Genomic DNA, 25,171 nt, shown 5'->3' with positions numbered 1-25,171 from the left:
CGGCGGACGTCGCGGGCTAGGAGCGTTCCACGGTGCCCGTCCAACAAGCCGAGACTCCCATCCGCGTCGGCGTCCTGTTTTCGCAGAGCGGCGTGACCGCCGTCGTCGAGCAGACCCAGCGCAACGCCGTCGCCATGGCGATCGACGAGGTGAACGCGGACGGCGGCATCGACGGCCGCCTTATCGTCGCCGACTATGCCGACCCGCGCTCCGACCCCAAGAAGTACCGCGAGGCGGCGCAGGCGATGGTGGACGCCGGCATCCGCATCCTCTTCGGCTGCTACATGTCGTCGACGCGCAAGGCGGTGCTGCCGGTGGTCGAGCAGGCCGGCGCCCTCCTTTTCTACCCCACGCTCTACGAGGGGTTCGAGTTCTCGCCCAACTGCTTCTACGGCGGCGCCAGTCCCAACCAGAACTCGATCGGCCTGGCGCGCTATCTGATGCGGACCTACGGGCCGGACTTCTACCTCATCGGCTCGAACTACGTGTTTCCGTACGAATCGAACCGCATCATGCGCGACTTCATCGAGACCGAGGGCGGGCGCGTCCACCAGGAGCGCTACGTACCGCTCGCCTCGAGCGACGAGGATTTCGCCCGCGCCATCGCCGAGATCTCCAGCCAGCCGCGTATGACGGTCCTCTCCACCGTCGTCGGCGACGGCACCGCGCGGCTCTACCGCGCCTACCGCGAGGCGGGACTCGACCCGGACGTCACCCCCATCGGCAGCCTGACGACGGGGGAGCCGGAGGTGGCGCTGATGGGCGGTGCCCTCGCCGAGGGGCACTACACCGCCGCCCCCTACTTCGAGACGGTGAAGACCGAGGCCAACCGCGCCTTTCTGCGCCGTTACCGCAGCCGCTTCGGCGCCCACGCGCCGGTCTCGGCCTGCACCGAGGCCGCCTATGTCCAGGTGCACATGATGGCGATCGCGGCCCGCGACGCATCCGACAACGTCGACGATCTGCGCACCGCGCTGGGCGTGGCCGAGTTCGACGCGCCGCAGGGCCGCGTGCGCATCGACGGCGATAACCATCACACCTGGCTGTGGCCGCGCATCGCCCGCGCCGACGCCAGCGGCACCTTCCGCATCGTGTCCGAAAGCCGCACGGCACTGAAGCCGGACCCCTACCTGATCACGCCCCCGTCGGCCGACTGGGCACCGTCCGCGACGGTGGCCTGAACCCTGCCTCCCCCTCCTCGTCGACCACGACCTCAAGGGACCCCATGAAGCGGGACAAGGCCCACGCCTTCGCACTGAAGGACCTGCGCGAACTGTCGGTGCATGTCGTCCACGCACCGGACGAGGACGGGCTGGCGTTGCTCGACCACCTGCGCCGCATCGGCTGCAAGGCGGAGGCGCACTGGCCGCCGCCCGAGCGGCTGCCGGGCCACGCCGACCTCCTGTTCGTCGCCATCGACCGCGAGATCCACGCCCAGGTCACCAAGCTCCTGCGCCGGGCGGAGACCGCGCCCGCGGTGGTCGCCGTGGTCGACTACGAGAACCCGGCCACCTTGCAGCTCGTCCTCGAAACGCGCTCGTTCGCGGTGATCGGCAAGCCGATTCGCCCGTTCGGGCTGCTCGCCAACCTCGTCGTCGCGCGCAACACCTTCCTGGAACTCGAGAAATTGCAGGGACGCCTCAGCACCTTGGAGGCCAAGCTCGCCAGCGAGCGCAACATCGCCAAGGCCAAGTCGATCTTGATGGAATTCCAGGGCCTTAGCGAAGCCGAAGCGTACCGATCGCTGCGCGCCCAGGCGATGGCCAAGCGCACCACGATCGAAGAGATCGCGCTGGCGATCGTCCACGCAAATGACCTCTTGAACTTCCGTCCGGACCGTGCTTAAAAAACTGGCGCGCTCAAAACAAAGGCGTTTTTGAGCCCCTGCCGCCGGGACGGCGGTCCGCCGGTCCGGCGGTGTGACTGGGTCACAGACGACCCGATCCGGCACGCGCCCCGTCGCCGCTGACGCGGTCGCGACGCCACCATACTTCCCCTGTCGATGCCGGGATCGCGCGGCCACCCGCCCGCTTTTCCATCACCCTGACCGACGTGGTTTCGGACGGCACCTTCGCCGCTCCGCACCTGGCGATGCGCCCAAGCCTTGCCGCTTGCCGCCCGACGCCGCGTCGGCCTGCGCCGTGCGCCCCGCGACGGGCCCGGCGCCCGGCTCCCTGCCTCGACAGCCCCGCCCTCACCGTCCGCTCGTCAAGGAGAGCCCACCCATGTCGATCACTCGGCGCAATCTCATCAAGACCTCCGCCATCGTCGGCGCCGGTGCGCTGGCCGCGCCGTACCACTTCATCCGGCCGGCCGCCGCCAACGGCACCGTGGACGTGGGCGTGCTCTTCTCGCTCACCGGCGGTCTCTCGATCATCGAGAAGTCGCTCTCCGACGTGACGCGCATGGCGATCGAGGAGATCAACGCCGAGGGCGGCGTGAACGGCATGATGATCAATCCGATCGTCGAGGACGGCGCCTCCGACCCGAAGACCTACAACGAGAAGGCCTCCAAGCTCGTCATCCGCGACCGCGTGCCGACCGTCTTCGGCTCCTACACCTCCGCCTCGCGCAAGGCGGTGCTGCCGGTCTTCGAAAAGCGCCGCAACCTCTACTTCTATCCGACGTATTACGAGGGCTTCGAGTGCTCCAAGAACGTCGTCTACACCGGCGCGGTGCCGAATCAGCAGCTCTCGAACTTCATTCCGTGGATCATCGAGAACCTCGGCAAGAAGAAGTTCTTCATCGTCGGCTCGAACTACATCTACCCGCGGGAGATGGCCAAGGTCTGCAAGATCCTGATCGAGCAGAACGGCGCCGAGTGGGTCGCCGACGAGTACCTGGAGCTGGGCCACTCCGAGTGGGGCGCCATGGTGCAGAAGATCAAGGACTCGGGCTGCGACGTGGTCCTCTCCAACGTCGTCGGCGACTCGGTCGTCGCCTTCTATCGCGAGTTCATCAACCAGGGCCTCGACCACGACACCCTGCCGATCTGCGCCACGGTGACGTCCGAGATCGAGATCCAGGCGATGGGTCCCGAATTCGCCGCCGGCTCGTTCACCTCCTTCCCCTACTTCCAGGCGATCGACCGGCCGGAGAACCACGCCTTCATCGAGCGCTACCGCAAGTTCGTGAACGACCCGAAGGCGGTGACGCACCACGCGCTCGAGTCGTCCTACTTCCAGGTCTACCTGTGGAAGCAGGCGCTGGAGAAGGCCGGCGAGGCCACCCCCGAGGCGATCCGCGAGGGCGTGAAGGGTCAGGAGTTCGACGCCCCCGGCGGCCACGTGAAGGTCGACGGCGAGAACCTCCACACCTACCTCACGCCGCGCATCGCGCAATGGGGCGCGGACGGCCAGGGCACCATCGTCGACGCTTACCCCGAGCCGGTGATGCCGCTTCCCTACGTCGCCTACGGCGAGACCCCGGACAATCTCTACTGCACCGCCAAGGGTCTCGACACCTCCAAGCTCTGAGGCGCACGGCCGGGGCGGCCGCGGCCGCCCCGCCCGGACCCGCGCGCCGCCACCGGCGCGCCCCCGACACACCACACGAGGCGCCGTACATGGCCGACATCCTCTTCATCGGATTGTCTCTGGGCTCGATCCTGCTCCTGATCGCGCTGGGGCTGATGATCACCTACGGCGCCATGGGCGTCATCAACATGGCCCACGGCGAACTCGTCATGATCGGCGCCTACACCGCCGTGTGGTGCGGGCTCCTGTTCGACATGAACATGCTCATCGCGATCCCCGTCGCCTTCGTCGTCGCCGGCGCGCTGGGGCTCCTCATCGAGCGGCTCGTGATCCGCCACCTCTACGGGCGCATCCTCGACACGCTGCTCGCCACCTGGGGTATCGCGATCCTGATCCAGCAGGCCATCCGCCTGCAGTTCGGCCTCACCTTCTTCGACGTCAACGTCCCCGGCCTCGGCCCCGGCCTGCAGAACCTCTCGGTGCCGCACTGGCTGAACCGCCCGTTCGATGTCGGCGGCTTCACCGTGCAGCCCTACCGCAGCTTCATCATCGCCCTCACCCTGGTGCTCGTCGCGGTGACGTGGTGGCTGATGTACCGCACGCGCTTCGGCATCCAGGTGCGCGCGATCATGCGCAACCCGCAGATGGCGGCGGCCTGCGGCATCAACGTCAAGCGCATCTCCGCCCTCACCTTCGCCTACGGCTCGGGCCTGGCGGGGGTCGCCGGCGTCATGATGGGCGGGTTCAAGACCGTGTCGCCGGAAATGGGTCAGGCGCTGGTGGTCGACGGCTTCCTGGTGGTGGTCGTCGGCGGGGTGGGAAGCCTCCTCGGCACCGTCGTCGCCGCCGGGGGGCTGGGCGAAATCAACGGCGTCGTCGCCTCCATCACCAACGACATCCTCGCCCGCGCGGTGATGTACGGCCTCGTGATCGCGCTGATCATGTGGCGCCCGGCCGGCCTCTTCTCCTTCAAGCAGCGGTAGGGACCGATGCGCCTTTTCTCCGACCGCCACCACGTCGCCGAGCTTCTGGCCTACCTCGCCTTCATCGCCGTCGTCCTGGCGATGCCGGCGATGATGGACGTCTTCTGGCTGAACCGGTTCGCCAAGTATCTCGTCTACGGCATGCTGGGCATCGCCATCGCCCTCTCCTGGGGCTACGCGGGCGTACTCAATCTGGGCCAGGGGCTGTTCTTCGGCCTCGGCGCCTACATGGTCGCCATGAGCCTGAAGCTGCAGTCCTACACCTCGCTACAGCAGGGGTCGGACAGGCCGGTGCCGGACTTCATGCTCTGGAACGCCGAGCCGGGCGCGCCGACGGAGCTGTGCTGCATCACCCCCGGCTCCTGGCTCTGGCTCCCCTTCCAGACGACGTGGTTCGGCATCGTCATGGCGATCGTGGTTCCGACCGTCATCGCCTACGCCATCGGCTCGGCGATCTTCCGGCTGCGCGTCTCGGGCGTCTACGTGGCGATCATCACCCTGGCGCTCGTCCTCCTGGTGCGGCTCCTCATCATCGACTTCCAGCCCATCACCAACGGGTTCAACGGGCTGACGGATCTCGGCTGGCTCACCGTCGGCGGGTTCGAGTTCGACCCCTACATGGTCGAGACCTACTACCTCATCGCGGTGCCGACGATCGTCGTCCTCCTGCTGGCGCGCGCGCTCGTCGCCACCCGCGCCGGCCTCATCCTCCAGTCGACCCGCGACGACGCCAACCGCGCCCGCTATCTCGGCTTCGACGTCGCCGGCTACCAGGTGTTCTTCTTCGCCGTCTCGGCCGCCATCGCCGGCCTGGCGGGGATGCTCTACGTCGTCGCCGCCGAGTTCGCCTCACCCACCTTCATGGACCTCACCTTCTCGATCTCGATGGTGGTGTGGGCCGCGGTCGGCGGGCGCAGCTCGCTGCTGGGCGCGGCGATCGGCGCCGTCCTCATCAACACGATCGAGGCGACGGCGTCCGAGACGGAAATGCTGCAGGAGAGCTGGCGCGCCATCATCGGCCTCGTCTTCGTTCTCGTCGTCCTCTTCCTGCCGCGGGGCCTCGCCGGCCTCTCCCACGACATCGTCGCCCGGCTGCCGTTCGGCAAGCGGCGGCGCGAGACGGCCGCCGGCGCCGTCGCCAACCCTGCGGAGTAGGTCATGGCCGAGGCAGCCCTCACCATCGACGGTCTCGGCGTCACCTTCGGCGCCTTCCGGGTGATCGACAACTTTTCCATGATCGTCGAGGACGGCGAACTACGCACCCTGCTGGGTGCCAACGGCGCCGGCAAGACGACGCTGATGGACCTCATCTCCGGCCGCACCCGCTCCACCGAGGGCCGCGTCTTCCTTTTCGACAAGGAGATCACCAACCGCCAGGAGCACGAGATCGCGCGCGCCGGGGTCGGTCGCAAATTCCAGATCCCGTCGATCTTCCGCGACCTCACCGTGCGGCAGAACATGGAGGTCGCCGCCACGCCCGAGCCCGCGGTCCTCAAGAACCTCGCCTTCGGGCTGCCGCGGACGGCCCGCGTCCGGGTCGAGGAGGTGATCGAACTGACCGGGCTCGAGGACGTCCTCGCCAAGCGCGCCGGCGACCTCAGCCACGGGCAGATGCAGTGGCTGGAACTCGGCATGCTCATCATCCAGGACGCCCGCGTGATCCTGCTCGACGAGCCGACCGCCGGCATGACCTCCGGCGAGACCTACAAGACGAGCCAGATCATCAATCGCCTGAAGGGCCGCCACACGCTGCTGGTGGTCGAGCACGACATGGCCTTCGTTCGCGAGATCGCCAGCAAGATCACCGTGCTGCACCACGGCCAGCTGCTCGCCGAAGGCTCCATCCGCGACATCGAGACCAACCCGAAGGTGGCCGAAGCCTACCTCGGGTCCGGAGGGATCCACTGATGCTCACCCTCGCCTCGGTCGATTCGTTCTACGGCCGCAGCCACATCCTGCACGGCCTCTCGCTGGTGGCGGAGGCGGGCAAGGTGCTCGCGGTGCTCGGCCGCAACGGCGTCGGCAAGACGACGCTGCTCAAAACCATCCTCGGCCTGACCGACAAGCTCGCCGGCACCATCCGCCTCGGCGACACCGACCTCTCCCGGGCGCCGACCCACGAGCGCGCCCGCGCCGGGATCGCCTACGTGCCGCAGGGCCGGCAGATCATCCCGGACTTCACCATCCGCGACAACATCCTGATGGGCGGCTTCGCGGCGGCCTCCGGGAGCGCCGGGATTCCCGAGATCGTGCGCGAGCTGTTCCCCTACCTGATCGAGAATCTCGACCGGCCCGGCGGCGTCCTCTCCGGCGGCCAGCAGCAGCAGCTCGCCATCGCCCGTGCCCTCGCCGCCGAGCCGTCGGTGCTCCTGATGGACGAGCCCACCGAGGGGATCCAGCCCAACATCGTCGCCCAGATCGAGGAGGCCATCGTGCGGCTCAACAAGGAGCTGGGGCTCACCGTCGTCCTGGTGGAACAGAACGTGCGCTTCGCCCGCGAAGGGGCCGACGCCTTCGTCATGATGGAGAACGGGCGCAACGTCGCCGCCGGTCCCATCGCCGAGCTGACGGACGAGATCGTCGGCCGCCACATGACGATCTGAGCGATGAGCGCCGCACCGATGCACCCGTCCGACGCCCCCCTCACCGCCATCCTCGGCAGCGCCCGCGACGAGCCGCTGCATTCGCGCCTGCACGCCCTCGGCGAGCGGGTCGAAACGGTGGAACTTGCCCGGAGCGACCTCGCCCGCCGCCGCCTGCGCGTCACCACCGACCGCGGCCGCAGCGTCGCCATCGCCCTCGCCCGCTCCGAACGGCTTTTCGACGGCGCCGTCCTCTACCTCGGCGGGACGGCGGCGATCGTCGTGCGCGTCGCGGCCGAGCGGTGGCTGCGCCTGGCACCGGCGACGGCGGCCGACGCACTGGCGCTCGGCTATCACGCCGGCAACCTGCATTGGCGGGTCGCGTTCGAGGGCGAGCACCTCCTCGTCGCCGTCGAAGGCGAGGACGAGGGGGCCGAGGGGCGCTACCTCGCCCGCCTCGCCGACTTCCTCCAGAGCGGGCGGGCCGTGCTCCTCGCCGCCGCCAAGCCGCGGCCGAGCACGACCGCGACCAACGGCCACCACCACCCGCTGGGCGGAGGCCACCCGTGAGCGACGCGGGCACGACGCTGCGCCTGTTGCAGGTCGCCGACAGCCTCTTTCCATCCGGCGCCTTCGCCTTCTCGGGCGGGCTCGAGACGCTCGCCGAGGACGGCCTGGTGCGCGGCGCGGACGCCCTCGGCGCGGTCCTCGCCCACCAGATCCTGCCCCGCTGGGCCGGCATCGACCGCCACTTCCTCGCCGCGGCCCAAGCCGCGGCCGATGACCTCGACACGCTGACCGCCCTCGACGCCGATTGCGAGGCACATGTCACGGTCGCCGAGGCGGGCGAGGCGTCGCGTCGCACGGGCGCGGCGCTGCTCTTGACCCACACCCGCATCGCCACGCCCGGCGCCGAGGCGTACCGCGCACGCGTCGCCTCCGGCGCGCCGGGGCATGCCGCCGTGGTGCAGGGTTTCGTCGCCGCCCGCTTCGGCCTGCCGCGCGCCGAGGCCGAAGCCGGTAGCCTCTACGGCGCGGTGCAATCCTCGCTGAGCGCGGCGGTCCGCCTCGGCATCGTCGGCGCGCTGGGAGCGCAGCGGCTCCTCGCGGAGCTGCGCCCCGCCATGGCCGCCGCGCTCCGGGCGCCGCCACCGCCGCTGCCCGCCGCCCTCACCCCCTTTGCCGACATCGCCCTGGCGCGCCATGCCGCGACGCCCGGCCGACTGTTCGCCTCCTGACGGAACGACCATGCTGCTGACGCCCACCGAGTACGAACGCCTCACCATCTTCACCGCGGCCGAGCTCGCCCGCAAACGGCGCGCCCGCGGCCGCACGCTGAACTACCCCGAGGCCGTCGCCCTCATCACCGACGAGATCCTGGAGGGCGCGCGCGACGGCCGCACGGTCGCCGACCTCATCTCCTACGGATCGACGATCCTCACCACCGACGACGTGATGACCGGCGTCGCCGACATGATGGACATGATCCAGGTCGAGGGCGTGTTCCCGGACGGGACCAAGCTCGTCACCGTCCACCAGCCGATCCGCCCTGGCGCCGGCGCCGACCTGGCGGACGCGGTCGCACCCGGCGCGATCGAGGCCGCGGACGGCGAGATCGAGATCAACGCCGGGCGGCCGAAGACGGCCGTCACGGTGGTCAACACCGGCGACCGGCCGGTTCAGATCGGCAGCCACTACCACTTCTTCGAGGTGAACCGCGCGCTCGACTTCGACCGCGGCGCCACCTACGGCCTGCGCCTCGACATCGCCGCCGGCACCGCGGTGCGGTTCGAGCCCGGCCAGTCGCGCGAGGTGACGCTGGTGCCGTTCGGCGGCGAGGCGCGCCTCGGCGGCCTCAACGCGCTCACCGACGAGCGCCCCCTCACCGCCGACGGGCGCGACGCGGCGACGGCGCGCGCCCGCGCCGCCGGCTTCCGGGGGGCTTGAGCGCGATGGCGATCCTCTCCCGCCGCGCCTACGCGGAACTCTACGGCCCCACCAAAGGCGACCGCGTGCGCCTCGGCGACACCCAGCTTTGGGCCGAGGTCGAGCACGACCACGCCGTCCCCGGCGACGAATGCCTGCACGGCGGCGGCAAGACGCTGCGGGACGGCATGGGCCTCGCCGCCGGCGTCCTCTCCGCGGGCGTGCTCGACATGCTGATCTGCAACGTCCTCGTCATCGACCCGGTGCTCGGCATCGTGAAGGGCGACATCGGCATCAAGGACGGGCGCATCGTCAAGGTCGGCAAGGCCGGCAATCCGGCGACGATGGACGGCGTCGACCCGGAACTGGTCGTCGGCGCCGCCACCACGGTGCGCGACGCGGAGGGCATGATCGCCACCCCCGGTGCCATCGACGTGCACGTCCACTTCGATTCCGCGCAGCTCGTCGAGCACGCGATCTCGTCGGGCATCACCACCATGCTCGGCGGCTCGCTGGGGCCGATCACGGTGGGGATCGACTCGGGCGGACCGTTCAACGTCGGCAAGATGTTGCAGGCGTCCGAACAGTGGCCGATGAACTTCGGCTTCCTCGGCCGCGGCAACGCCTACAAGCCGGACGCACTGCGCGAGCAGATCGAGACCGGCTGCCTCGGCCTCAAGATCCACGAGGACTGGGGCGCGATGCCCGCCACGATCGACTGCTGCCTCGGCGTCGCCGACGAGATGGACTTCCAGGTCCAGCTCCACACCGACACGCTCAACGAGAGCGGCTTCGTCGAGGATACGCTGGCCGCCATCGCCGGGCGCACCATCCACATGTACCACACCGAGGGCGCCGGCGGCGGCCACGCGCCGGACATCATCCGCGTCGCCGGCGAGGCCAACTGCCTCCCCTCGTCGACCAACCCGACGAACCCGTTCACCGTCAACACCTTCGACGAACACCTCGACATGACGATGGTGTGCCATCACCTCAACCCGAAGGTGCCGGAGGACGTCGCCTTCGCCGAGAGCCGCATCCGCGCGCAGACCATCGCCGCGGAGGACGTCCTGCACGACATCGGCGCGATCTCGATGTTGGGGTCGGACAGTCAGGGCATGGGCCGCATCCACGAGGTGATCTGCCGGACCTGGCAGCTCGCCTCGAAGATGAAGACCCAGCGCGGCCCGCTGCCGGGCGACGGGCGCGGCGACAACGCGCGCATCAAGCGCTACATCGCCAAGTACACCATCAACGCCGCCCGCTGCTTCGGGATCGAGGCGCATGTCGGCAGCCTCGAGCCCGGCAAGCTCGCCGACGTGGTGCTGTGGCGCCCGGCTTTCTTCGGCATCAAGCCGGAGCTGGTGGTGAAGGGCGGCTTCATCGCCTGGGGGGCGATGGGCGATTCGGCCGCCTCGCTGATGACGTGCGAGCCGATCGCCCTGCGCCCGCAATGGGGCGCGTTCGGCCGCGCCGCCCCGGCGCTCGGCGCCTCGTTCGTCAACCCGCGCGCCATCGCCAATGGCCTCGCCGCCCACCTCGACCTGAAGAAGCCGCTGCTGCCGGCGGTCGGCACCCGCACCCTCACCAAGCGGGACATGGCGATGAACGACGCACTGCCCGACATCCGCGTCGACCCGGCGACGTTCGAGGTGTTCGTCGACGGCGTCCTCGCCACCTGCGAGCCGGCGACCGAGCTGCCGCTCGCCCAGCGGTACATGCTGCGATGAGCGCGCCTCCCCTCCAGCTTCCGTCGGCGGCGCGCATCGGCATCGGCGGCCCCGTCGGCTCCGGCAAGACCGCCCTCATCGAGGCGCTGATCCCCCGCTTCGCGGCGCGCGGCGTGTCGCTCGCGGTGGTCACCAACGACCTCGTCACCAAGGAGGACGCCGAGCGGCTGCAGCGCTCCGGCCTGATCGACCCGGACCGCGTCGCCGCGGTGGAGGCCGGCGCCTGCCCGCACACCGTCATCCGCGAGGATCCGACGCTCAACATCGCCGCCGCCGACGCGCTGGAGACGCGCTATCCGGGCCTCGACCTCATCATCATCGAGTCGGGCGGCGACAACCTGGCGTCCACCTTCTCGCTCGACCTCGTCGACTGGTGGATGTTCGTGATCGACGTCGCGCAGGGCGACGACATCCCGCGCAAGCGCGGCCCCGGCATTCTGCAATCCGACCTCCTGGTCATCAACAAGGTCGACCTCGCGCCCCACGTCGGCGTCGACGCCGGGGCGATCCTCGCCGAGGCGACGGCGGTGCGCGGCGGGCGGCCGACGATCGCCTGCCGCTGCCGCGGCGCCGAGGGCACCGGGCTCGACGCCATCGCCGACCTCATCGCCCGCGACGTCCTCATGCGCGCCGCCGACGGGAGGGCGGCATGACGCTGCACGCCGCGCCCGCCGACTTCCTGACCGCGCGCCGGGTCGCGGCGCAGCTGTCGTTCCGCCGCGCCGGCCGGCGCACGGTGCTCGGCGCGCAGCACACGCCGCACCCGTTCCACATCACCCGCCCGTTCGCGCACGACGGCGATCCGGATGGGATGGCGACGCTCTACCTGCAATCCTCCTCCGGTGGGCTCTATGCGGGCGACGACCTCTCGCTCGACGTCACCGTCGGTCCCGACGCGGCGGTCCACCTCACCACGCAGGCCTCCACCGTCGCCCCCGGCGCGCGGGGCGGCACGGCGCGGCAGCGGACCGCGATCACCGCCGCCGCCGGCTCGCTCACCGAATACGTCGCCGATCCGCTGATCCTGTTCGACGGCGCGGCGGTCGAGACCACGCTCGACGTCACCCTCGCCCCCGGCGCCCGCGCGATCCTGATCGACGGGCTGATGCTGCACCGCCCAGGCGCACCGGGCCCGGTCGACGCCGCGTGGCGCTCGACGCTGCGCCTCGCCTGGACCGGCGGCGCGCATGGCCCGCTGGTCGACCGGCAGGCCGCCGCCGGGGCCGCCCTTGCCGCCGCGCTGACACCACCGGGCGGCACCGCGCCGTTCGCGATGGCGACCGTCGTCCTCGCCGGCGCCCCGCCGGATGCGCCGGCCCGCCTCACCGACGCGCTCGACACGGCGGTCGCCGCCGCGCCGCTGCGCGCATTCGCTGGCGTCACCCACCTGGCCGGCAAGGGCGTTATCCTCGCCCGCATCGCCGCCCCCGACGGGGCGACCCTCACCCGGCTCACCGCCGCGGCCTGGAGCGCCGCGCGGCTGAGCTTCCACCCGGACCTCCGCCCCCGACCGCGACGCAAGTAACGGATGGGCGGCGCGTCCGCCCGACCGACACAAAGGACGACACCCGTGGCGCTGGACACCGAGATCTTCGAGGCAGGCCCCTTCACCCTCCAGTCGGGGGCGACGCTCGCCGCCGCGACGATCGCCTACAAGACCTACGGCACCCTCGCCCCGGCGAAGGACAACGTCGTCGTCCTGCCCACCGCCTTCGCCGGCCGGCATTCCGACTACGAGTGGATGATCGGCCCCGGCCAGGCGCTCGACCCGGCGCGCCTCTTCGTCATCATCCCCAACATGCTGGGGAACGGCCTCTCCTCGTCTCCCTCCAACACCCCCGCCCCGCACGCCGGTCCCGACTTTCCCGCGGTCACCATCCACGACAACGTCGTGCTGCAACAGCGCCTGCTCGCCGAGGTCTTCGCCATCGAACGGGTCGCGCTGGTCGTCGGGCGCTCGATGGGGGCGTTGCAGGCCTTCCACTGGGGCGCCCTGTTCCCGGAGCGGGTCGCGCGCATCGCCGCCATCGTCGGCGCGTCGCGCTGCTCGCGGCACAATTTCGTCTTTCTGGAGGGGGTGAAGGCCGCCCTCGGCGCAGACGCCGCCTTCGCGGACGGGCGCTACACCGCGCCGCCGGAGAAGGGCCTGCGCGCGATGGGCCGGGTCTACGCCGGCTGGGGCTTCAGCCAGGCCTTCTACCGCCGGGAGGAAGACCGCACCGCCTTCGGCTACGCCACGCTGGAAGACTTCCTCGCCGGCTTCTGGGATCCCTTTTTCGCCGCCAAGGACGCCAACGACCTCCTCGCGATGATCGCCACCTGGCAACACGCCGACATCGCCGCCAACGACCGCTACCGCGGCGACCGTGCCGCCGCGCTCGGCGCGATCACCGCGCGCGCCTTCGTCATGCCCTCGCAGACCGACCTCTACTTCCCGCCCGAGGACAGCGCCCTCGAGGTGGACCTGATGCCAAACGCCGAACTGATCCCGATCCCGTCGATCTGGGGTCACTTCGCGGGCGGCCGGGGAAATCCCCAGGACGCCGCCTTCCTCGACGAGAAGCTGAAGCTGCTCCTCGCGAGCTGACCTTCCTGCAACGCCCCCAAAGGAGTGAGCGATGTACCACGGTGATATTACGTCCAGCAACGACACGGTCGGCGTCGCCGTCGTCAATTACAAGATGCCGCGCCTGCACACCAAGGACGAAGTGCTGGCCAATGCCCGCAACATCGCGGACATGATCCAAGGGATGAAGGTCGGCCTGCCGGGCATGGACCTCGTGATCTTCCCCGAATACTCGACCCACGGCATCATGTACGACGAGAAGGAGATGTACGAGACCGCCTCGTCCTGCCCGGGCGACGAGACGGACATCTTCGCCGCCGCCTGCCGCGCGGCGAACGTGTGGGGCGTCTTCTCCCTCACCGGCGAGCGGCACGAGGAGCACCCGAACAAGGCGCCGTACAACACGCTCATCCTGATGAACAACAAGGGCGAGATCGTCCAGAAGTACCGCAAGATCATGCCGTGGGTGCCGATCGAGGGCTGGTATCCCGGCAACTGCACCTACGTCTCGGACGGGCCGAAGGGCATGAAGATCTCGCTGATCATCTGCGACGACGGCAACTACCCCGAAATCTGGCGCGACTGCGCGATGAAGGGGGCCGAGCTGATCGTGCGCTGCCAGGGGTACATGTACCCCGCCAAAGAACAGCAGATCACCATGGCCAAGGCGATGGCGTGGGCCAACAACACCTACGTCGCGGTGGCCAACGCCACCGGCTTCGACGGGGTCTACTCCTACTTCGGCCACTCGGCGCTGGTGGGCTTCGACGGGCGCTCGCTGGGCGAATGCGGCACCGAGGAGAACGGCATCCAGTATGCGCAGATGTCGGTCTCGGCGATCCGCGACGCGCGCCGCAACGGGCAGTCGCAGAACCACCTCTTCAAGTTGCTGCACCGCGGCTACACCGGCATGATCAACTCTGGCGACGGCGACAAGGGCCTCGCGGCCTGCCCGTTCGACTTCTACACCAAGTGGACCACCGATCCGGAGGGCACCCGCGAGATGGTCGAGGCGATGACCCGCACCACCGTCGGCACCGACGAATGCCCGATGGACGGCATCCCCAACCAGAAGACCGCCGCGCACCGCTGACGGATCCGCCGGCGCCGCGCGGTGCCGGCCCCCACCCCCGCAAGAGGAGGCCGCCGATGGCGCTCGATGCCTACCGCATCACCGAGGAGCCCTACTACAGCCCCGCCGGCAACGAGGTGCGCCTCTTCGAGGCCGCCTACGCCGTGCGGCTGCCGATGATGCTGAAGGGCCCCACCGGCTGCGGCAAGACGCGCTTCATCGAGCACATGGCCTGGCGGCTCGACCGGCCGCTCGTCACCGTGTCGTGCCACGAGGACATGACCGCGTCCGACCTCGTCGGCCGCTTCCTGCTGGAGGGCGACACGACCGTTTGGCACGACGGGCCGCTGACGACGGCGGTGCGCGAGGGTGCCGTGTGCTACCTCGACGAGATCGTCGAGGCGCGGCAGGACACCACCGTCGTCATCCACTCGCTGACCGACGACCGGCGCATCCTGCCGCTGGAGAAGAAGAAGGAGCTGGTGAAGGCGCACCCCGACTTCCAGCTCGTGATCTCCTACAATCCGGGCTACCAGTCGGTGCTCAAGGACCTCAAGGAGAGCACCAAGCAGCGCTTCTGCGCGATCGACTTCGCCTATCCCGACAGCGCGGCCGAGGCGGCGATCATCGTCGCGGAGGCGGGGGTCGAGCGGAAGGTGGCCGACCAGCTCGTCACCATCGCCGCCCGCTCGCGCAACCTGAAGGGGCACGGGCTGGAGGAAGGCGCGTCGACGCGGATGCTGATCCACGCCGGCAAGCTCACCGGCCACGGGGTGCCGTTCGGCGAGGCGTGCCAGATCGCCCTCGTCACCCCCATCACCGACGATCCGGACATCCGCGACGCGCTGGCGTCCGTGATCCGCGCCGCCGTCTGAGCCGTGGCCGGGAGGGCGCCGTTCCTGAAGGTGGTCGGCACACCGCAGGCACCGCCGGCTGCACCCGCCGCGTTCGCGCCGCCGTTCCTGGCGCCCTACCTGCGCGCGGTGCGCAAGCTGGACGGGGCCGGCTACGGCGCCTCCCTCGTGGCCGCCTACGAGCGCGCGGCCGCCGAGGTCGCCGCGGCCGTCGGCCCCGAGCCGGCGATCGAGATGGCCGACACGGTCTCGGCGGTCGTCGTCAAAGCGGGCCGGCGCTCGGGCGAGCGCGTCGCCGACGCCGCCGGCGATGCGGCGCGGCGGTTCGCCGACCCGCTGCGCTTCCGCTCCTGGCTGGGGCTGATGCAGCGCTTCGCGGCGATGGCGCCGGATTCCGTCGCCGCGGTCGGCGAGCGGATGGCGACGCTGCTCGGCACGCTCGATCTCTCCGGCCTGGAGGCGTGGCTGCTGGCGGGCGTGCGCGAGGCGGGCGGCGACACCGAGCGCCGCGCCGCCTTCTTCTCGTTCGATCGCCCGGAGGCCGCGCGCTGGCTGGCTCGCGAGGCCGGCGAGGTCGTCTTCGCCGACCACGAGAGGCGGCTGAAGGCCTACCTCTGCGCCCTCTTCGACGTGCACGTCCCGATCCGCGAGCCGGCCCCCGGCGCGCCCGAGCCGCAGCGGCGGCGCCCCGGCTTCGCGGAAGGTCTCATCCGCATGCCGCCGACCTTCCCCGGCTACCGCGGCGAGGCGGCGCAGGACGTCTTCCGCGCAGCGCTCGCCCACGTCGGCGCGCACATCCGCTTCACTGGCGCGCGCTTTCCGGTCGGTCAGCTGAAGCCGATGCAGGTCGCCGTCGTTTCGCTGATCGAGGACGCGCGCGTGGAGGCGCTGGCGATGCGCGAGCTGCCGGGTCTGAAGCGCCTGTGGCTCCCCTTCCACATCGCCCACCCGTCCGGCCCGGCGACCGCGCCGTCCCTCTTCGCCCGCTTGGCGCGCGCCCTCATCGACCCCGACTTCGAGGACCGCGACGGGTGGGTGCGCAAGGGCCGTGACCTCTTCCACGCCGCGGCGGAGCGGATGGAGGACCCGGCGATCTCGCGCCGGATCGGCAACGTGCTGGGCAACGACCTGGGGCAGATGCGGGTCCAGTTCAACGCCAAGACCTACGTCGTCGAGCCGCCCTACCGGGACGACAATCTCGGCCTGTGGGACTTCGGCGAGGCGCCGCCCGAAGATGAAGAGGCGGAGGTGATCGTCGAGGCCGTGACGATCCGCCAGACGCGCGAGGACGAGGGCGCGGCCGACCGCGACCGCCCCGAGGAGGCGGACGAGGGCCACACCAGCGTGCGCCTCGCCGACCCAGACCCGGCCGCCGGCGTCCCCGTCGCGCGTTACCCGGAGTATGACTACCAGGTCGGCCGCGAGCGGGCGGACTGGGTGACGGTCAAGGAATACGCACCGCGGCTCGGTTCGGCGCGGACGGTCACCGCGATCTTGGAGCGCCACCACGCCGTGCGCCGACGCATCGAGGCGCTCATCAAGACCGCGCGCGTCGGCCGGCCGGAGCGGCTGAAGCGCCGGATCGAGGGCGAGGCGCTGGACCTCGACGCCGTGCTGGACGCCGCGATCGACCGGCGCACCGGCTCGACCCCGGACGAACGCGTCTACCAGACGACCGCGCGGCGCCAACGCAGCCTCTCGGTGCTGGTCCTGGTGGACACCTCGCAATCCACCCGCGACCGGGTGAAGGGCGCCACGACGTCCGTGCTCGACATGGAGCGCGACGCGACGCTCCTGCTGGCCGAGGCGATGGACGGCCTCGGCGATGCCTTCGCCCTCGCCGCCTTCGCCTCCGACACGCGCGAGGACGTGCGCTACACGCGCCTGAAGGACTTCACCGAGGACTATGGCGGGCGGGCGCGCGAGGCGCTGGCCGGCCTCGCGCCGGGCTACTCCACCCGCCTCGGCGCCGCGCTGCGTCACGCCGGACGCGACCTCGCCGCCCAGGCGACGCACCGCCGCCTGGTGCTGGTGCTGTCGGACGGCGAGCCCTCCGACATCGACTGCCCCGACCCCCGCTACCTCGTCGAGGATGCACGCCGCGCGGTGCAGAGCCTCGCCGCGCAAGGGATCGACGCCTTCTGCATCGCGCTCGACTCCGGCGCCGACGCCGCGCACGCCAAGATCTTCGGCGCGCGCAACGTCCTTCCCATCGCGCGGGTGGAGCAGCTGCCGCAGCGCCTGCCGATCCTCTACATGCGCCTGACGTCGTAGCCCGGCGTCAGGCCGCGGGCGGGGTCGACGGGCGCGACCCGGACACGGGGAGGCACCGCTCCCCCTCGCCGGCGGGTGCGGCGAGGCCCGCCGCGCCGAGCCCCTCGGTGGTGGCGGGCGGCGCGGGGACGGGGCGTGGCACGCCCGCGTCCTCGGCGTGCACCAGCTCCTCGGCGAGGCGCGTGGCGGCGACCGTATCGAGCTTGCCGGTCCCCAGCAGCGGGATCGCCTCGACCTGGTAGATGCGCGCCGGCAGGTAGCGCTCGGGCAGCATTTTGCGGTGCAGCTCGGCTTGCAGCGCCTCGCGCGACGGCGCCGAATATTCGGTGAGGAGGACGATCGTGTCGCCCTTGCGCCCGCCCGCCACGGCGGCGGCGGCATGCGCATGGTCCGGCCAGGCCGCGCCGGCGAGGTTCTCCACCGTCACCAGCGACGTCATCTCGCCGGCGATCTTGGCGAACCGCTTCAGCCTGCCGCGGATCGTCAGGTAGCCGTCCTCGAACGCGGCGACGTCGCCGGTGTCGTGCCAGCCGTCGACCGGCGGCGTCAGCTCTCCCTCGTCGCCGAGGTAGCCCTTCAGCACGTTGGGACCGCGCACGTGCAGGCGCCAGCCGTCGCCGAGGCCCGGCACCGGGTCGAGCCGCGCCTCCAGGGACGGGACGATGCGGCCGACGGTCCCGTCGCGCACCTCCTCCGGGTGGTTGACGGCGATCACCGGGCTCGCCTCGGTCACGCCGTACCCCTCGACCACCTCGAACCCGAAGCGCGAGCGCACCAGGTCGCGCGTCTCCGGCCGCACCCGCTCGGCCCCGCACACGGCGAATTGCAAGGTCGAGAGCGAGCCGTCCGCCCCCACCCGCGCGTACTGGCGCAGGAAGGTGTCGGTCGTCAGAAGCACGTTGGCCTTGGTGTCGGCGATCCGCTGCGTCACCTCCTTGATGCGCAGCGGTGACGGGTGCAGCGCCAGCTTGATGCCGAAGGTGAGCGGCAGGATCATGCCGGGGCCGAGGCCCAGGGAATGGAACACCGGCAACGGATTGAAGAACACCTTCACCACCGACAGCGGCAGATGGCGGTGCACCTGGGCGCAGTTGGACAGGAGGTTGCGGTGCGACAGCACCACCCCCTTCGGCAGCCCCTCCGAGCCGGAGGTGAAGATCACCGCCGCCGTGTCGTCCGGCTGGGGGCGCGGCAGCAGGCCGAGCGGATGCGCGGCGGCGGCGAACGCCTTGTCGCTCAGCCGCAGGCGGCCGCGCAGCTCCTCCAGCGCCAGCACGGGGGCGGTGTAGGAGAGGCTTTCCGCCAGCGGCTTCAGATCGGCGATCTCGAGGAAGCGCTCGGCCGTCAACACCGCGGAGGCCCCGCAGGCCGTCAACGCGTGGCGGATCGTCCCCTCGCCGGCGGTGAAGTTGAGCATCGCCGGGCGCAGCCCCGCGGCCAGCACCGCGTAGTAGGCCACCGCCGCCGCCGCGCTCGACGGCAGCATGATCGCCACCGTGTGCGCGTCCCGCGGCACCGCGCGGCGCAACACGCGCGACATCGCCGCCGCGGCGCGCACCAGTTCCCGGTAGGTCAGCCGGCGACGGTCGCCATCCTCCAGCGCCACGGTGTCCGGCCCGACGCGGACCATCGCCGCCCGCAATGCGCACAGCACGCTCTGCCCGCCGATCGCCTCGATCTCGGCCAGATCGGCGGGGCTGCCCTGGGCCGGAACGTAGAGCGTTCCATCCGCGGTGACCTCGGTGCCCGGCGGCAGGATCACGCTCGGAACGCCGTGCGGTCGGTGCCTTCGTACAGCGCGGCCACCTGCGCGCCCATCGAGCGGGCGTGCGCGGCGCGTGCGGCGTCGTCGAGATCGGCGACCGGTTGCGGCTCGAGCTGGAAGTGGCCGTAGGTGTCCTTGCCGCGGACGAGCATCGCCCAGTCCTCGGCCTTGGTCTGGGCGAGACGCGTCGGGATGTAGCGCAGCGCGAAGCCGATGCGCCGATCCGCCGTGGTGTTGGCCTTCGACCCATGCACCAGGAGCACGTGGTGCAGGCTCATCTCACCCGACTTCAGCGGGACGGCGACGCCCTCGTCCTGCGGCACCTCGACGGCGATCTCCTGCCCGCGCGACAGGAGGTTGTCGTCGGCGAAGGTGTCCTTGTGGGGAAGCTGGAGCTGCTGATGGCTGCGCGGCCAGAAGGTCATCGCACCCGATTCGACCGGTGCATCCGCCAACGCCACCCAGGCGGTGACGACATCCGACCCGTCGAGCCCCCAGTAGGTCGCGTCCTGGTGCCAGGAGACGAACGCGGTCGTCTTCGGCTCCTTGATGAAGAAGGACGAGCCCCAGAGCAGGACGTCCGGCCCGAGGATCGACGCCACGGCGTCGACGATGCGCGGATTGTGGGCGATCTCGTTGGCCCAGGTGAACAACAGGTGCGACTTGTGGCGCATGTTGCCGGCGATCGGCCCGCCGTTGTCCCGCTCGAACGCTTCGAGCCTGGCGCGGTAGGAGGCCGCCTCCGCCCGGCTCATCACCTCGACCGGGAACACGTAACCCTCGCGCCGATAGTGCGCGACCTGATCCTCCGTCAGACCCATCACTTCCCCCCTAAGTTGATCTTTTGCCGACCAACGTGGCGCCGCGCGGGCGACAACACAAGCACCCGCCCCGCACCGCTCGCGGCAATGGGACGGATCAGCCGCGCGCGCCGACCTTGAAGAGGCGCTTCGGGGTCGTGGCGACCATGGTGACGCAGTCCGCCTCGGCGACACCGCAATGGCCCAGCAGAACCAGGAACTCGCGCAGCCCCTCCACCGGCCGCGGCAGCACGCCGACGCCGCAGTCCGAGGAGAGGATCGCCCGCTCCGGCCCCGCCGCCGCGATCGACGCCGCGATCTCGGCCGGGTGGACGAACGGCACCGCGTGCGCCGCCGCGTCGACATGGGTGAGGCCGATGCGCGTGGCGTGGGAGACGGCGAAGAACGAGAATTCGCACACCGCGCCCAACCCCGCGAGGGTCGCGACGGTGGCCGCGTCGTAATGCGCCGCCGGCACCAGAATGCGCCCGACGCCCCGCGCGCGGGCGACCTCGACCAGCCGCACCGCCTCCGGGCCGGAGACGTGCCCGGTGTTGAAGACGACGTCGGCCGCGGCGACGAGGTCGAGGATCTCGGGGAGCGGATCGGGCAGCGGGCCGGTGTCGGGGATCGCCAGGCAGCTCTCGACATAAGCCGGCGAGCGGCGTTCCAGGCGGGCGACGTTGCGGGTGTGATGGGTCGGCAGCGAGACGAACCGCGCGCCGTCGCCCGGCCGGTAGCCGTAGGCGAGCGCGATGCGCACCGCCTCCGCGCTCAATCCGCCCGCCGGCGGCTCCATGATGAGCCCGCCGAAGACGTCGATCGCCAGTTCCGGCAGCGCGGCCCGCGCGAGGGCGGCATAACCGGCGCTGTTGGCGAAGTTGTCCATCAGGCCGAGCGCGGCCATGCCGGCGTCCGCCGCTTCGCGCACCGCGGTGAGCACGTCCAGCGAGCGGGCATTGATGTGGGGGCAGGCATGGACATGATTGTCCATCGCGCCGACGAGGAGATGCGCGCCCGGCGGCGCGAGGCTCATCGTGCGCGCTCCATGCCGGCGAGGCGGGCGACGGGGGTGGGCGTGGCGAGATTTTGCAGCGGATCGGTCCCTTCGGCAGCGCGCTTGCATGGCATGCAATTGCCTTGCCGGACAGGGCCGGGCGGGCGGACGAACCGGCGTGGGGATGATGAGCGAACCGACCGACTGCGCGCGTGAGGTCGACGGCGACGGAGACGGAGGCGGAGACGGAGACGGCGGCGCGTGCCTCGACGTCGACGGCGCGCGCATCCCGTTCCGGCCGGGCGAGACGGTGGCCGTGGCGTTGCTGCGCGCGGGGATCGTGGCGTTGCGCTCCAGCCCCGCGGCCGGCATGCCGCGCGGCGCGTTCTGCTTCATGGGCGCGTGCCAGGAGTGCGTGGCGATGGTCGACGGCGAGCTGCGCCAGACCTGCCTCACCCCCGCCGCACCCGCGATGACCGTCACGCTGACGGATCGGCCGTGAGCGACGGCACGGCGCGGCCGCTGCACGTCGACGTGGCGGTGGTGGGTGCGGGGCCGGCCGGCGCGACGGCGGCGATCGCGGCTTGCGCGGCCGGCGCCCGCGTCGTGGTGGTGGACGAGGCGGACGCCGCCGGCGGGCAGATCTGGCGCCGCCCCGCCCTTCCCCGCCCCGTCCCCGCCCTCGACCCACGCCCCGACCCACGCCCCGACCCGGGGGCCAGCACTGCCGGTGCCGCAGGCGCAGGGCCGGACCGCCGGCGCGGCGACGCCCTGCGCGAGGCGCTGGCGAGCAGCGGCGCCGTCCCGCTCCTGGGCGTGCGGCTCTGGTCGGTCCTCGCCATCGGCGGCCGGTTCCGGCTCGACGGCGTGGGCGGTGACGGCCCGGTCTCCATCGACGCGGCGCGGCTCGTGGTCGCCACCGGCACATCCGAGCGGGTGGTGCCGTTCGCGGGCTGGACGACGCCGGGGGTGGTCGGCCTCGCGGCGACGACGATCCTTCTGAAGGCGTTCGACACCGCGCCCGGCCGGCGCACGCTCGTCGCCGGTGCGGGACCGCTGCTGGCGGCGGTGGCGGCCGGGATCATCGCACATGGCGGCACCGTCGCCGGCATCGTCGACCTCAACGGCCGGGCCGACTGGGTGCGCGCCCTCCCCGCCCTCGCCCGCCAGCCGGCCCTGGCGCTGAAGGGCGCGGGCTGGCTCGCCGCCGTCCGGCGCGCGGGTGTGCCGGTCTGGCACCGCCACGCCGTGCGCCGTGCCCATGGCGGTAAGGTCCTGGAGGCGGTGGAGGTCGGCCCCGTCGACCCCGGTGGGAGGCCCTGCGGCCCGACGCGCGCCATCGCGGTGGACGCGCTCGCCATCGGCAACGGCCTCTCCCCCGGCACCGAGATCACCCGCCTTCTGCGCGCCGAACACACCTTCGACCGTGCCCGCGGGGGCTGGCACGCGGTGGCCGGGCCCTCCGGCGCGACCACGATCCCGGGCCTCTACGTGGCGGGCGACTGCGCGGGCGTCCTGGGTGCGGAGGCTGCGGTCCGGTCCGGCGCCGCCGCCGGTGCGGCCGCCGCCGGCGGCGGACACGGTGGCGGCGGACGCGGTGGCGGCGCCGGGCCACGCGGCCGGTCGGTGGGTGCGGCCATGTCGCGCCTGACGGCACTGCGGCCGGCGCAGGTCGCCGCGATCGCCGACGAGACGGTGGTCTGCCGCTGCGAGGACGTGACAGCCGGCGCGATCCGCACCGCCGTCGACGCCGGCGCCCACGACCTCAACCAGATGAAGCATTTCAACCGCTGCGGCATGGGGCCGTGCCAGGGGCGGATGTGCAGCGACATCGCCGGCGAGGTGATGGCGATCCGTCTCACCGGCGCCACGGACCCCGCCACGCTCGACCGCGCGCGCACCCGCATCGGCCAGCTCACCGGCCGCGTCCCCCTCCGCCCGGTTCCCCTCGGCCAGATTATCGGCTCCTTCGACTATGACGACATCCCCGTCCCCCCGCCCGCCCCGCTCTGAGGACGGCGGCGCGGACGCCGTGGGTCCGCCCCTCCCACCGGCCGGGGCACCCGCGGCGCCACGCACCCCCACGGGCCGGCCGCCGTACGATGTCGCGGTGATCGGCGGCGGCATCCACGGGGCAACGGCGGCGCTCTTCCTGGCGCGCGGCGGCATGCGCGTCGCTCTCTTCGAGCGTGGCGGGCTGTGCCGCGAGGCGTCCGGCGTCAACGCCGGCACCTTGACGATGCAGATGACGCGCGTCGCCCTGATCCCCTACGCGCTCCAGGGCCACGCCATGTGGGCGAGCGCGCGCGAATGGCTGGGCCACGACGTCGGCACCGTCGTCACCGACGGCCTGTCGCTGGCCTTCACGGAGCGGGAGGCGGCATTGCTGGACGAGCGCGCGGCCAGGCGCCGCGACGCCGGCGCCCCCATCCGCATCGTCACCGCCGCCGAGGCGCGGGCCATCGAACCCGGCCTGTCGGACCGGCCGATCCTCGCCGCGCATTGCCCCGTCGACGGCTTCACCGCCTCCTACCTCACCGGCAAGGCCTACCGTGCCGCGCTCCTCGACGCGGGCGTCGCCCTCTACGAGCACACCCCCGTCCTCGCGGTCGAGCCGGGCGCCACTTACGGTGTCCGCACCGCGGGCGGAACGCGGTACGCACAGCGGGTGGTGTTCGCCGGCGGGGTGTGGATCGAGCCGATGCTCGCCTGGCTCGGCGTCCACCTGCCGATCAAAGTGCTGGTCAACCAGCTCGCGGTCACCGAGCGCACGCCGCCGGTGATGCGCACGGTGGTCGGGATCGCCAGCGGCCTCCTGTCGCTGAAGCAGTACCCCAATGGGACGACCGTCATCGGCGGCGGCTGGCAGGGGTGCGGCGACCGGGCCCGCGGCGGCGAAGCGCTGCTGCCCGAGCGGCTCGTCGGCAACATCCGCCTCGCCTGCCACGCGATCCCGGCGCTCGCCGGGGCGCGCCTCGCCCGCGCATGGGCCGGGCTGGAGGCCGAGACGGCCGACGCGATGCCCGCCGTCGGCCCCGTTCCGGGCTTCGAGGGCGCGTACGTGGTCGGCAGCGTCCACTCCGGCTACACCAGCGGCCTCTACATCGCCCGCCTCCTCGCCGCGCACATCCTCGGCCGCGAGCCCCCCCTCCCGCTGTTCCCGATCGACCGGCTCGTCGGCACGCCGCCGGCCTCCAAGGATCCCACCCATGGCTGAACCCTCCCTTTGGCGCGGCGTCCTGCCGGCGCTCCCCTGCCCACTCGACGCCGACGGCACCGTCGACCATGCGTGCCTCGCCGCCCATGTCGACCGGCTCGCGGCGCTGGACGGCGTCACCGGCTTCCTCGTCAACGGCCACGCCGGCGAGAACGTGACCATGCCGCTCGCCTGGCAGCGGGACGTCGCGCGCACGGCGATCGACGCGGCGGCGGGGCGGGTGCCGATCGTGGTGGGCGTCAACGTCCCGGCCGCGGCGGAGGCCGCGCGCCACGCCGCCGCGCTGGAGGAGCTGGGCGCTGCCGCGATTATGATCTTCGCGCCCGACGGCTGGGGCCTCTTCAACGACCCGGCTGCCGTGGAGGCGCACCACCACGCGATCCTCGCCGCGACCAAGGGCGACGTCATGCTCTTCCAAGGCTCGGTCAACACCGGCCGGATCAGCCACCACCCGGCGGTGTTGGCGCGGCTGGCGCAACTCCCCCGCGTCGTGGCGGTCAAGGAGGGGAGCTGGGAGGTCGCCGCCTACGAGGCGAGCCGGCGCGCGGTGAAGGCGGTGGCGCCGCAGGTGGCCGTGATGGGTTCGGGCGACGAGCACCTCTTCACCAGCGCGGTGATCGGCAGCGAGGGGGCCATCGTCAGCCTCGCCGCAGTGACGCCGCAGCCGATCATCGACCTTCTCGCCGCCGTCGAGGCCGGCGACCTCGCCGCGGCGCGCGCCGCCAACGACCGGATCTACCCCATCGCCCGCGCCATCTACGGCGCCGCGCCCGGCGGCCGCGCCAACGCTCGCCTCAAGACCTGCCTCGCCATGCGAGGCGTCTTCCCGCGCGACACGATGATCGCCCCCACCGCGCCGACGCCCCCGCAGGAGCACGCGATGCTGCGCGAGGCGCTGGTCCTCGCAGGCGAGACGCTCCGCGCCTGAG

General features: G+C 71.7%; 24 protein-coding genes. 21 read left to right on the top strand and 3 right to left on the bottom strand.

Annotated features, from left to right (window positions below):
* Positions 1-32 precede the first annotated feature (32 nt).
* The 17 genes from MRB58_RS20470 to MRB58_RS20390 all read left to right on the top strand — a co-directional run bounded on the left by MRB58_RS20470 (position 33) and on the right by MRB58_RS20390 (position 17,463).
* Positions 33-1,181 (top strand): transporter substrate-binding domain-containing protein, encoded by a 1,149-nt coding sequence (locus tag MRB58_RS20470; protein ID WP_244778932.1) that lies wholly within the window; start codon positions 33-35, stop codon positions 1,179-1,181.
* Between the two features lie 44 nt (positions 1,182-1,225).
* A complete protein-coding gene (locus MRB58_RS20465; RefSeq protein ID WP_244778931.1) occupies positions 1,226-1,846 on the top strand; it encodes an ANTAR domain-containing response regulator in 621 nt (206 codons plus the stop codon).
* A gap of 379 nt (positions 1,847-2,225) precedes the next feature.
* Positions 2,226-3,476 (top strand): transporter substrate-binding domain-containing protein, encoded by a 1,251-nt coding sequence (locus MRB58_RS20460; protein WP_244778930.1) that lies wholly within the window; start codon positions 2,226-2,228, stop codon positions 3,474-3,476.
* Positions 3,477-3,565: 89 nt separating this feature from the next.
* A complete protein-coding gene (gene urtB, locus MRB58_RS20455) occupies positions 3,566-4,459 on the top strand; it encodes an urea ABC transporter permease subunit UrtB (protein WP_244778929.1) in 894 nt (297 codons plus the stop codon).
* 6 nt (positions 4,460-4,465) lie between these two features.
* A complete protein-coding gene (gene urtC, locus MRB58_RS20450) occupies positions 4,466-5,614 on the top strand; it encodes an urea ABC transporter permease subunit UrtC (protein WP_244778928.1) in 1,149 nt (382 codons plus the stop codon).
* Between the two features lie 3 nt (positions 5,615-5,617).
* A complete protein-coding gene (gene urtD, locus MRB58_RS20445) occupies positions 5,618-6,367 on the top strand; it encodes an urea ABC transporter ATP-binding protein UrtD (RefSeq protein ID WP_244778927.1) in 750 nt (249 codons plus the stop codon).
* On the top strand, positions 6,367-7,062 hold the full coding sequence (urtE, locus tag MRB58_RS20440) for an urea ABC transporter ATP-binding subunit UrtE (protein ID WP_244778926.1): 696 nt from the start codon (positions 6,367-6,369) through the stop codon (positions 7,060-7,062). Before urtD ends, urtE begins: the two co-directional genes overlap by 1 nt.
* Positions 7,063-7,065: 3 nt before the next feature.
* Positions 7,066-7,611, top strand: coding sequence for an urease accessory protein UreE (locus tag MRB58_RS20435; protein WP_244778925.1), 546 nt, complete (start codon positions 7,066-7,068; stop codon positions 7,609-7,611).
* Positions 7,608-8,279: an urease accessory protein UreF gene (locus MRB58_RS20430; protein ID WP_244778924.1), complete on the top strand. Its 672-nt coding sequence runs from the start codon at positions 7,608-7,610 to the stop codon at positions 8,277-8,279. Before MRB58_RS20435 ends, MRB58_RS20430 begins: the two co-directional genes overlap by 4 nt.
* A gap of 10 nt (positions 8,280-8,289) precedes the next feature.
* Positions 8,290-8,988, top strand: a complete 699-nt coding sequence (locus MRB58_RS20425) for an urease subunit gamma (protein WP_244778923.1) — start codon at positions 8,290-8,292, stop codon at positions 8,986-8,988.
* Between the two features lie 5 nt (positions 8,989-8,993).
* Complete coding sequence (gene ureC, locus MRB58_RS20420; protein ID WP_244778922.1) at positions 8,994-10,697, top strand: urease subunit alpha; 1,704 nt, start codon at positions 8,994-8,996, stop codon at positions 10,695-10,697.
* A complete protein-coding gene (gene ureG / locus MRB58_RS20415) occupies positions 10,694-11,350 on the top strand; it encodes an urease accessory protein UreG (protein WP_244778921.1) in 657 nt (218 codons plus the stop codon). Before ureC ends, ureG begins: the two co-directional genes overlap by 4 nt.
* On the top strand, positions 11,347-12,222 hold the full coding sequence (locus MRB58_RS20410; protein WP_244778920.1) for an urease accessory protein UreD: 876 nt from the start codon (positions 11,347-11,349) through the stop codon (positions 12,220-12,222). The genes ureG and MRB58_RS20410 overlap by 4 nt, the downstream gene beginning before the upstream one ends.
* Before the next feature lie 3 nt (positions 12,223-12,225).
* Positions 12,226-13,284, top strand: coding sequence for an alpha/beta fold hydrolase (locus tag MRB58_RS20405; protein ID WP_244778919.1), 1,059 nt, complete (start codon positions 12,226-12,228; stop codon positions 13,282-13,284).
* Positions 13,285-13,315: 31 nt separating this feature from the next.
* Positions 13,316-14,356 (top strand): aliphatic amidase, encoded by a 1,041-nt coding sequence (locus MRB58_RS20400; protein ID WP_244778918.1) that lies wholly within the window; start codon positions 13,316-13,318, stop codon positions 14,354-14,356.
* A 56-nt stretch (positions 14,357-14,412) separates the two neighbouring features.
* On the top strand, positions 14,413-15,210 hold the full coding sequence (locus tag MRB58_RS20395; RefSeq protein WP_244778917.1) for a CbbQ/NirQ/NorQ/GpvN family protein: 798 nt from the start codon (positions 14,413-14,415) through the stop codon (positions 15,208-15,210).
* A gap of 3 nt (positions 15,211-15,213) precedes the next feature.
* A complete protein-coding gene (locus tag MRB58_RS20390; RefSeq protein ID WP_244778916.1) occupies positions 15,214-17,463 on the top strand; it encodes a nitric oxide reductase activation protein NorD in 2,250 nt (749 codons plus the stop codon).
* A 7-nt stretch (positions 17,464-17,470) separates the two neighbouring features.
* Here the strand turns inward: MRB58_RS20390 and MRB58_RS20385 are convergent, their stop codons facing one another.
* From MRB58_RS20385 to MRB58_RS20375, 3 genes are all read right to left on the bottom strand, one after another.
* On the bottom strand, positions 17,471-19,225 hold the full coding sequence (locus tag MRB58_RS20385; protein ID WP_244778915.1) for an AMP-binding protein: 1,755 nt from the start codon (positions 19,223-19,225) through the stop codon (positions 17,471-17,473).
* Complete coding sequence (locus tag MRB58_RS20380; RefSeq protein ID WP_244778914.1) at positions 19,222-20,049, bottom strand: phytanoyl-CoA dioxygenase family protein; 828 nt, start codon at positions 20,047-20,049, stop codon at positions 19,222-19,224. The genes MRB58_RS20385 and MRB58_RS20380 overlap by 4 nt, the downstream gene beginning before the upstream one ends.
* 97 nt (positions 20,050-20,146) lie before the next feature.
* A complete protein-coding gene (locus tag MRB58_RS20375; RefSeq protein WP_244778913.1) occupies positions 20,147-21,064 on the bottom strand; it encodes a DUF6282 family protein in 918 nt (305 codons plus the stop codon).
* 148 nt (positions 21,065-21,212) lie between these two features.
* Here MRB58_RS20375 and MRB58_RS20370 point away from each other — a divergent pair, with 148 nt between their 5' ends.
* The 4 genes from MRB58_RS20370 (at position 21,213) to MRB58_RS20355 (ending at position 25,170) form a co-directional block, all read left to right on the top strand.
* Positions 21,213-21,527: a 2Fe-2S iron-sulfur cluster-binding protein gene (locus MRB58_RS20370; protein WP_244778912.1), complete on the top strand. Its 315-nt coding sequence runs from the start codon at positions 21,213-21,215 to the stop codon at positions 21,525-21,527.
* Entirely contained in the window at positions 21,524-23,038 is a 1,515-nt protein-coding gene (locus MRB58_RS20365) for an NAD(P)/FAD-dependent oxidoreductase (RefSeq protein WP_244778911.1), read from the top strand. Before MRB58_RS20370 ends, MRB58_RS20365 begins: the two co-directional genes overlap by 4 nt.
* Positions 23,039-23,135: 97 nt before the next feature.
* Positions 23,136-24,242 carry an FAD-binding oxidoreductase gene (locus MRB58_RS20360; RefSeq protein ID WP_244778910.1) on the top strand — a complete coding sequence of 369 codons (1,107 nt, stop codon included), beginning with the start codon at positions 23,136-23,138 and terminating at the stop codon, positions 24,240-24,242.
* Positions 24,235-25,170 (top strand): dihydrodipicolinate synthase family protein, encoded by a 936-nt coding sequence (locus tag MRB58_RS20355; RefSeq protein WP_244778909.1) that lies wholly within the window; start codon positions 24,235-24,237, stop codon positions 25,168-25,170. The genes MRB58_RS20360 and MRB58_RS20355 overlap by 8 nt, the downstream gene beginning before the upstream one ends.
* The last annotated feature ends 1 nt before the right edge of the window (position 25,171 follow it).

Source organism: Acuticoccus sp. I52.16.1 (genome assembly GCF_022865125.1).
GTDB lineage: Bacteria > Pseudomonadota > Alphaproteobacteria > Rhizobiales > Amorphaceae > Acuticoccus.
This window is presented reverse-complemented; position numbering and strand designations above follow the sequence as displayed.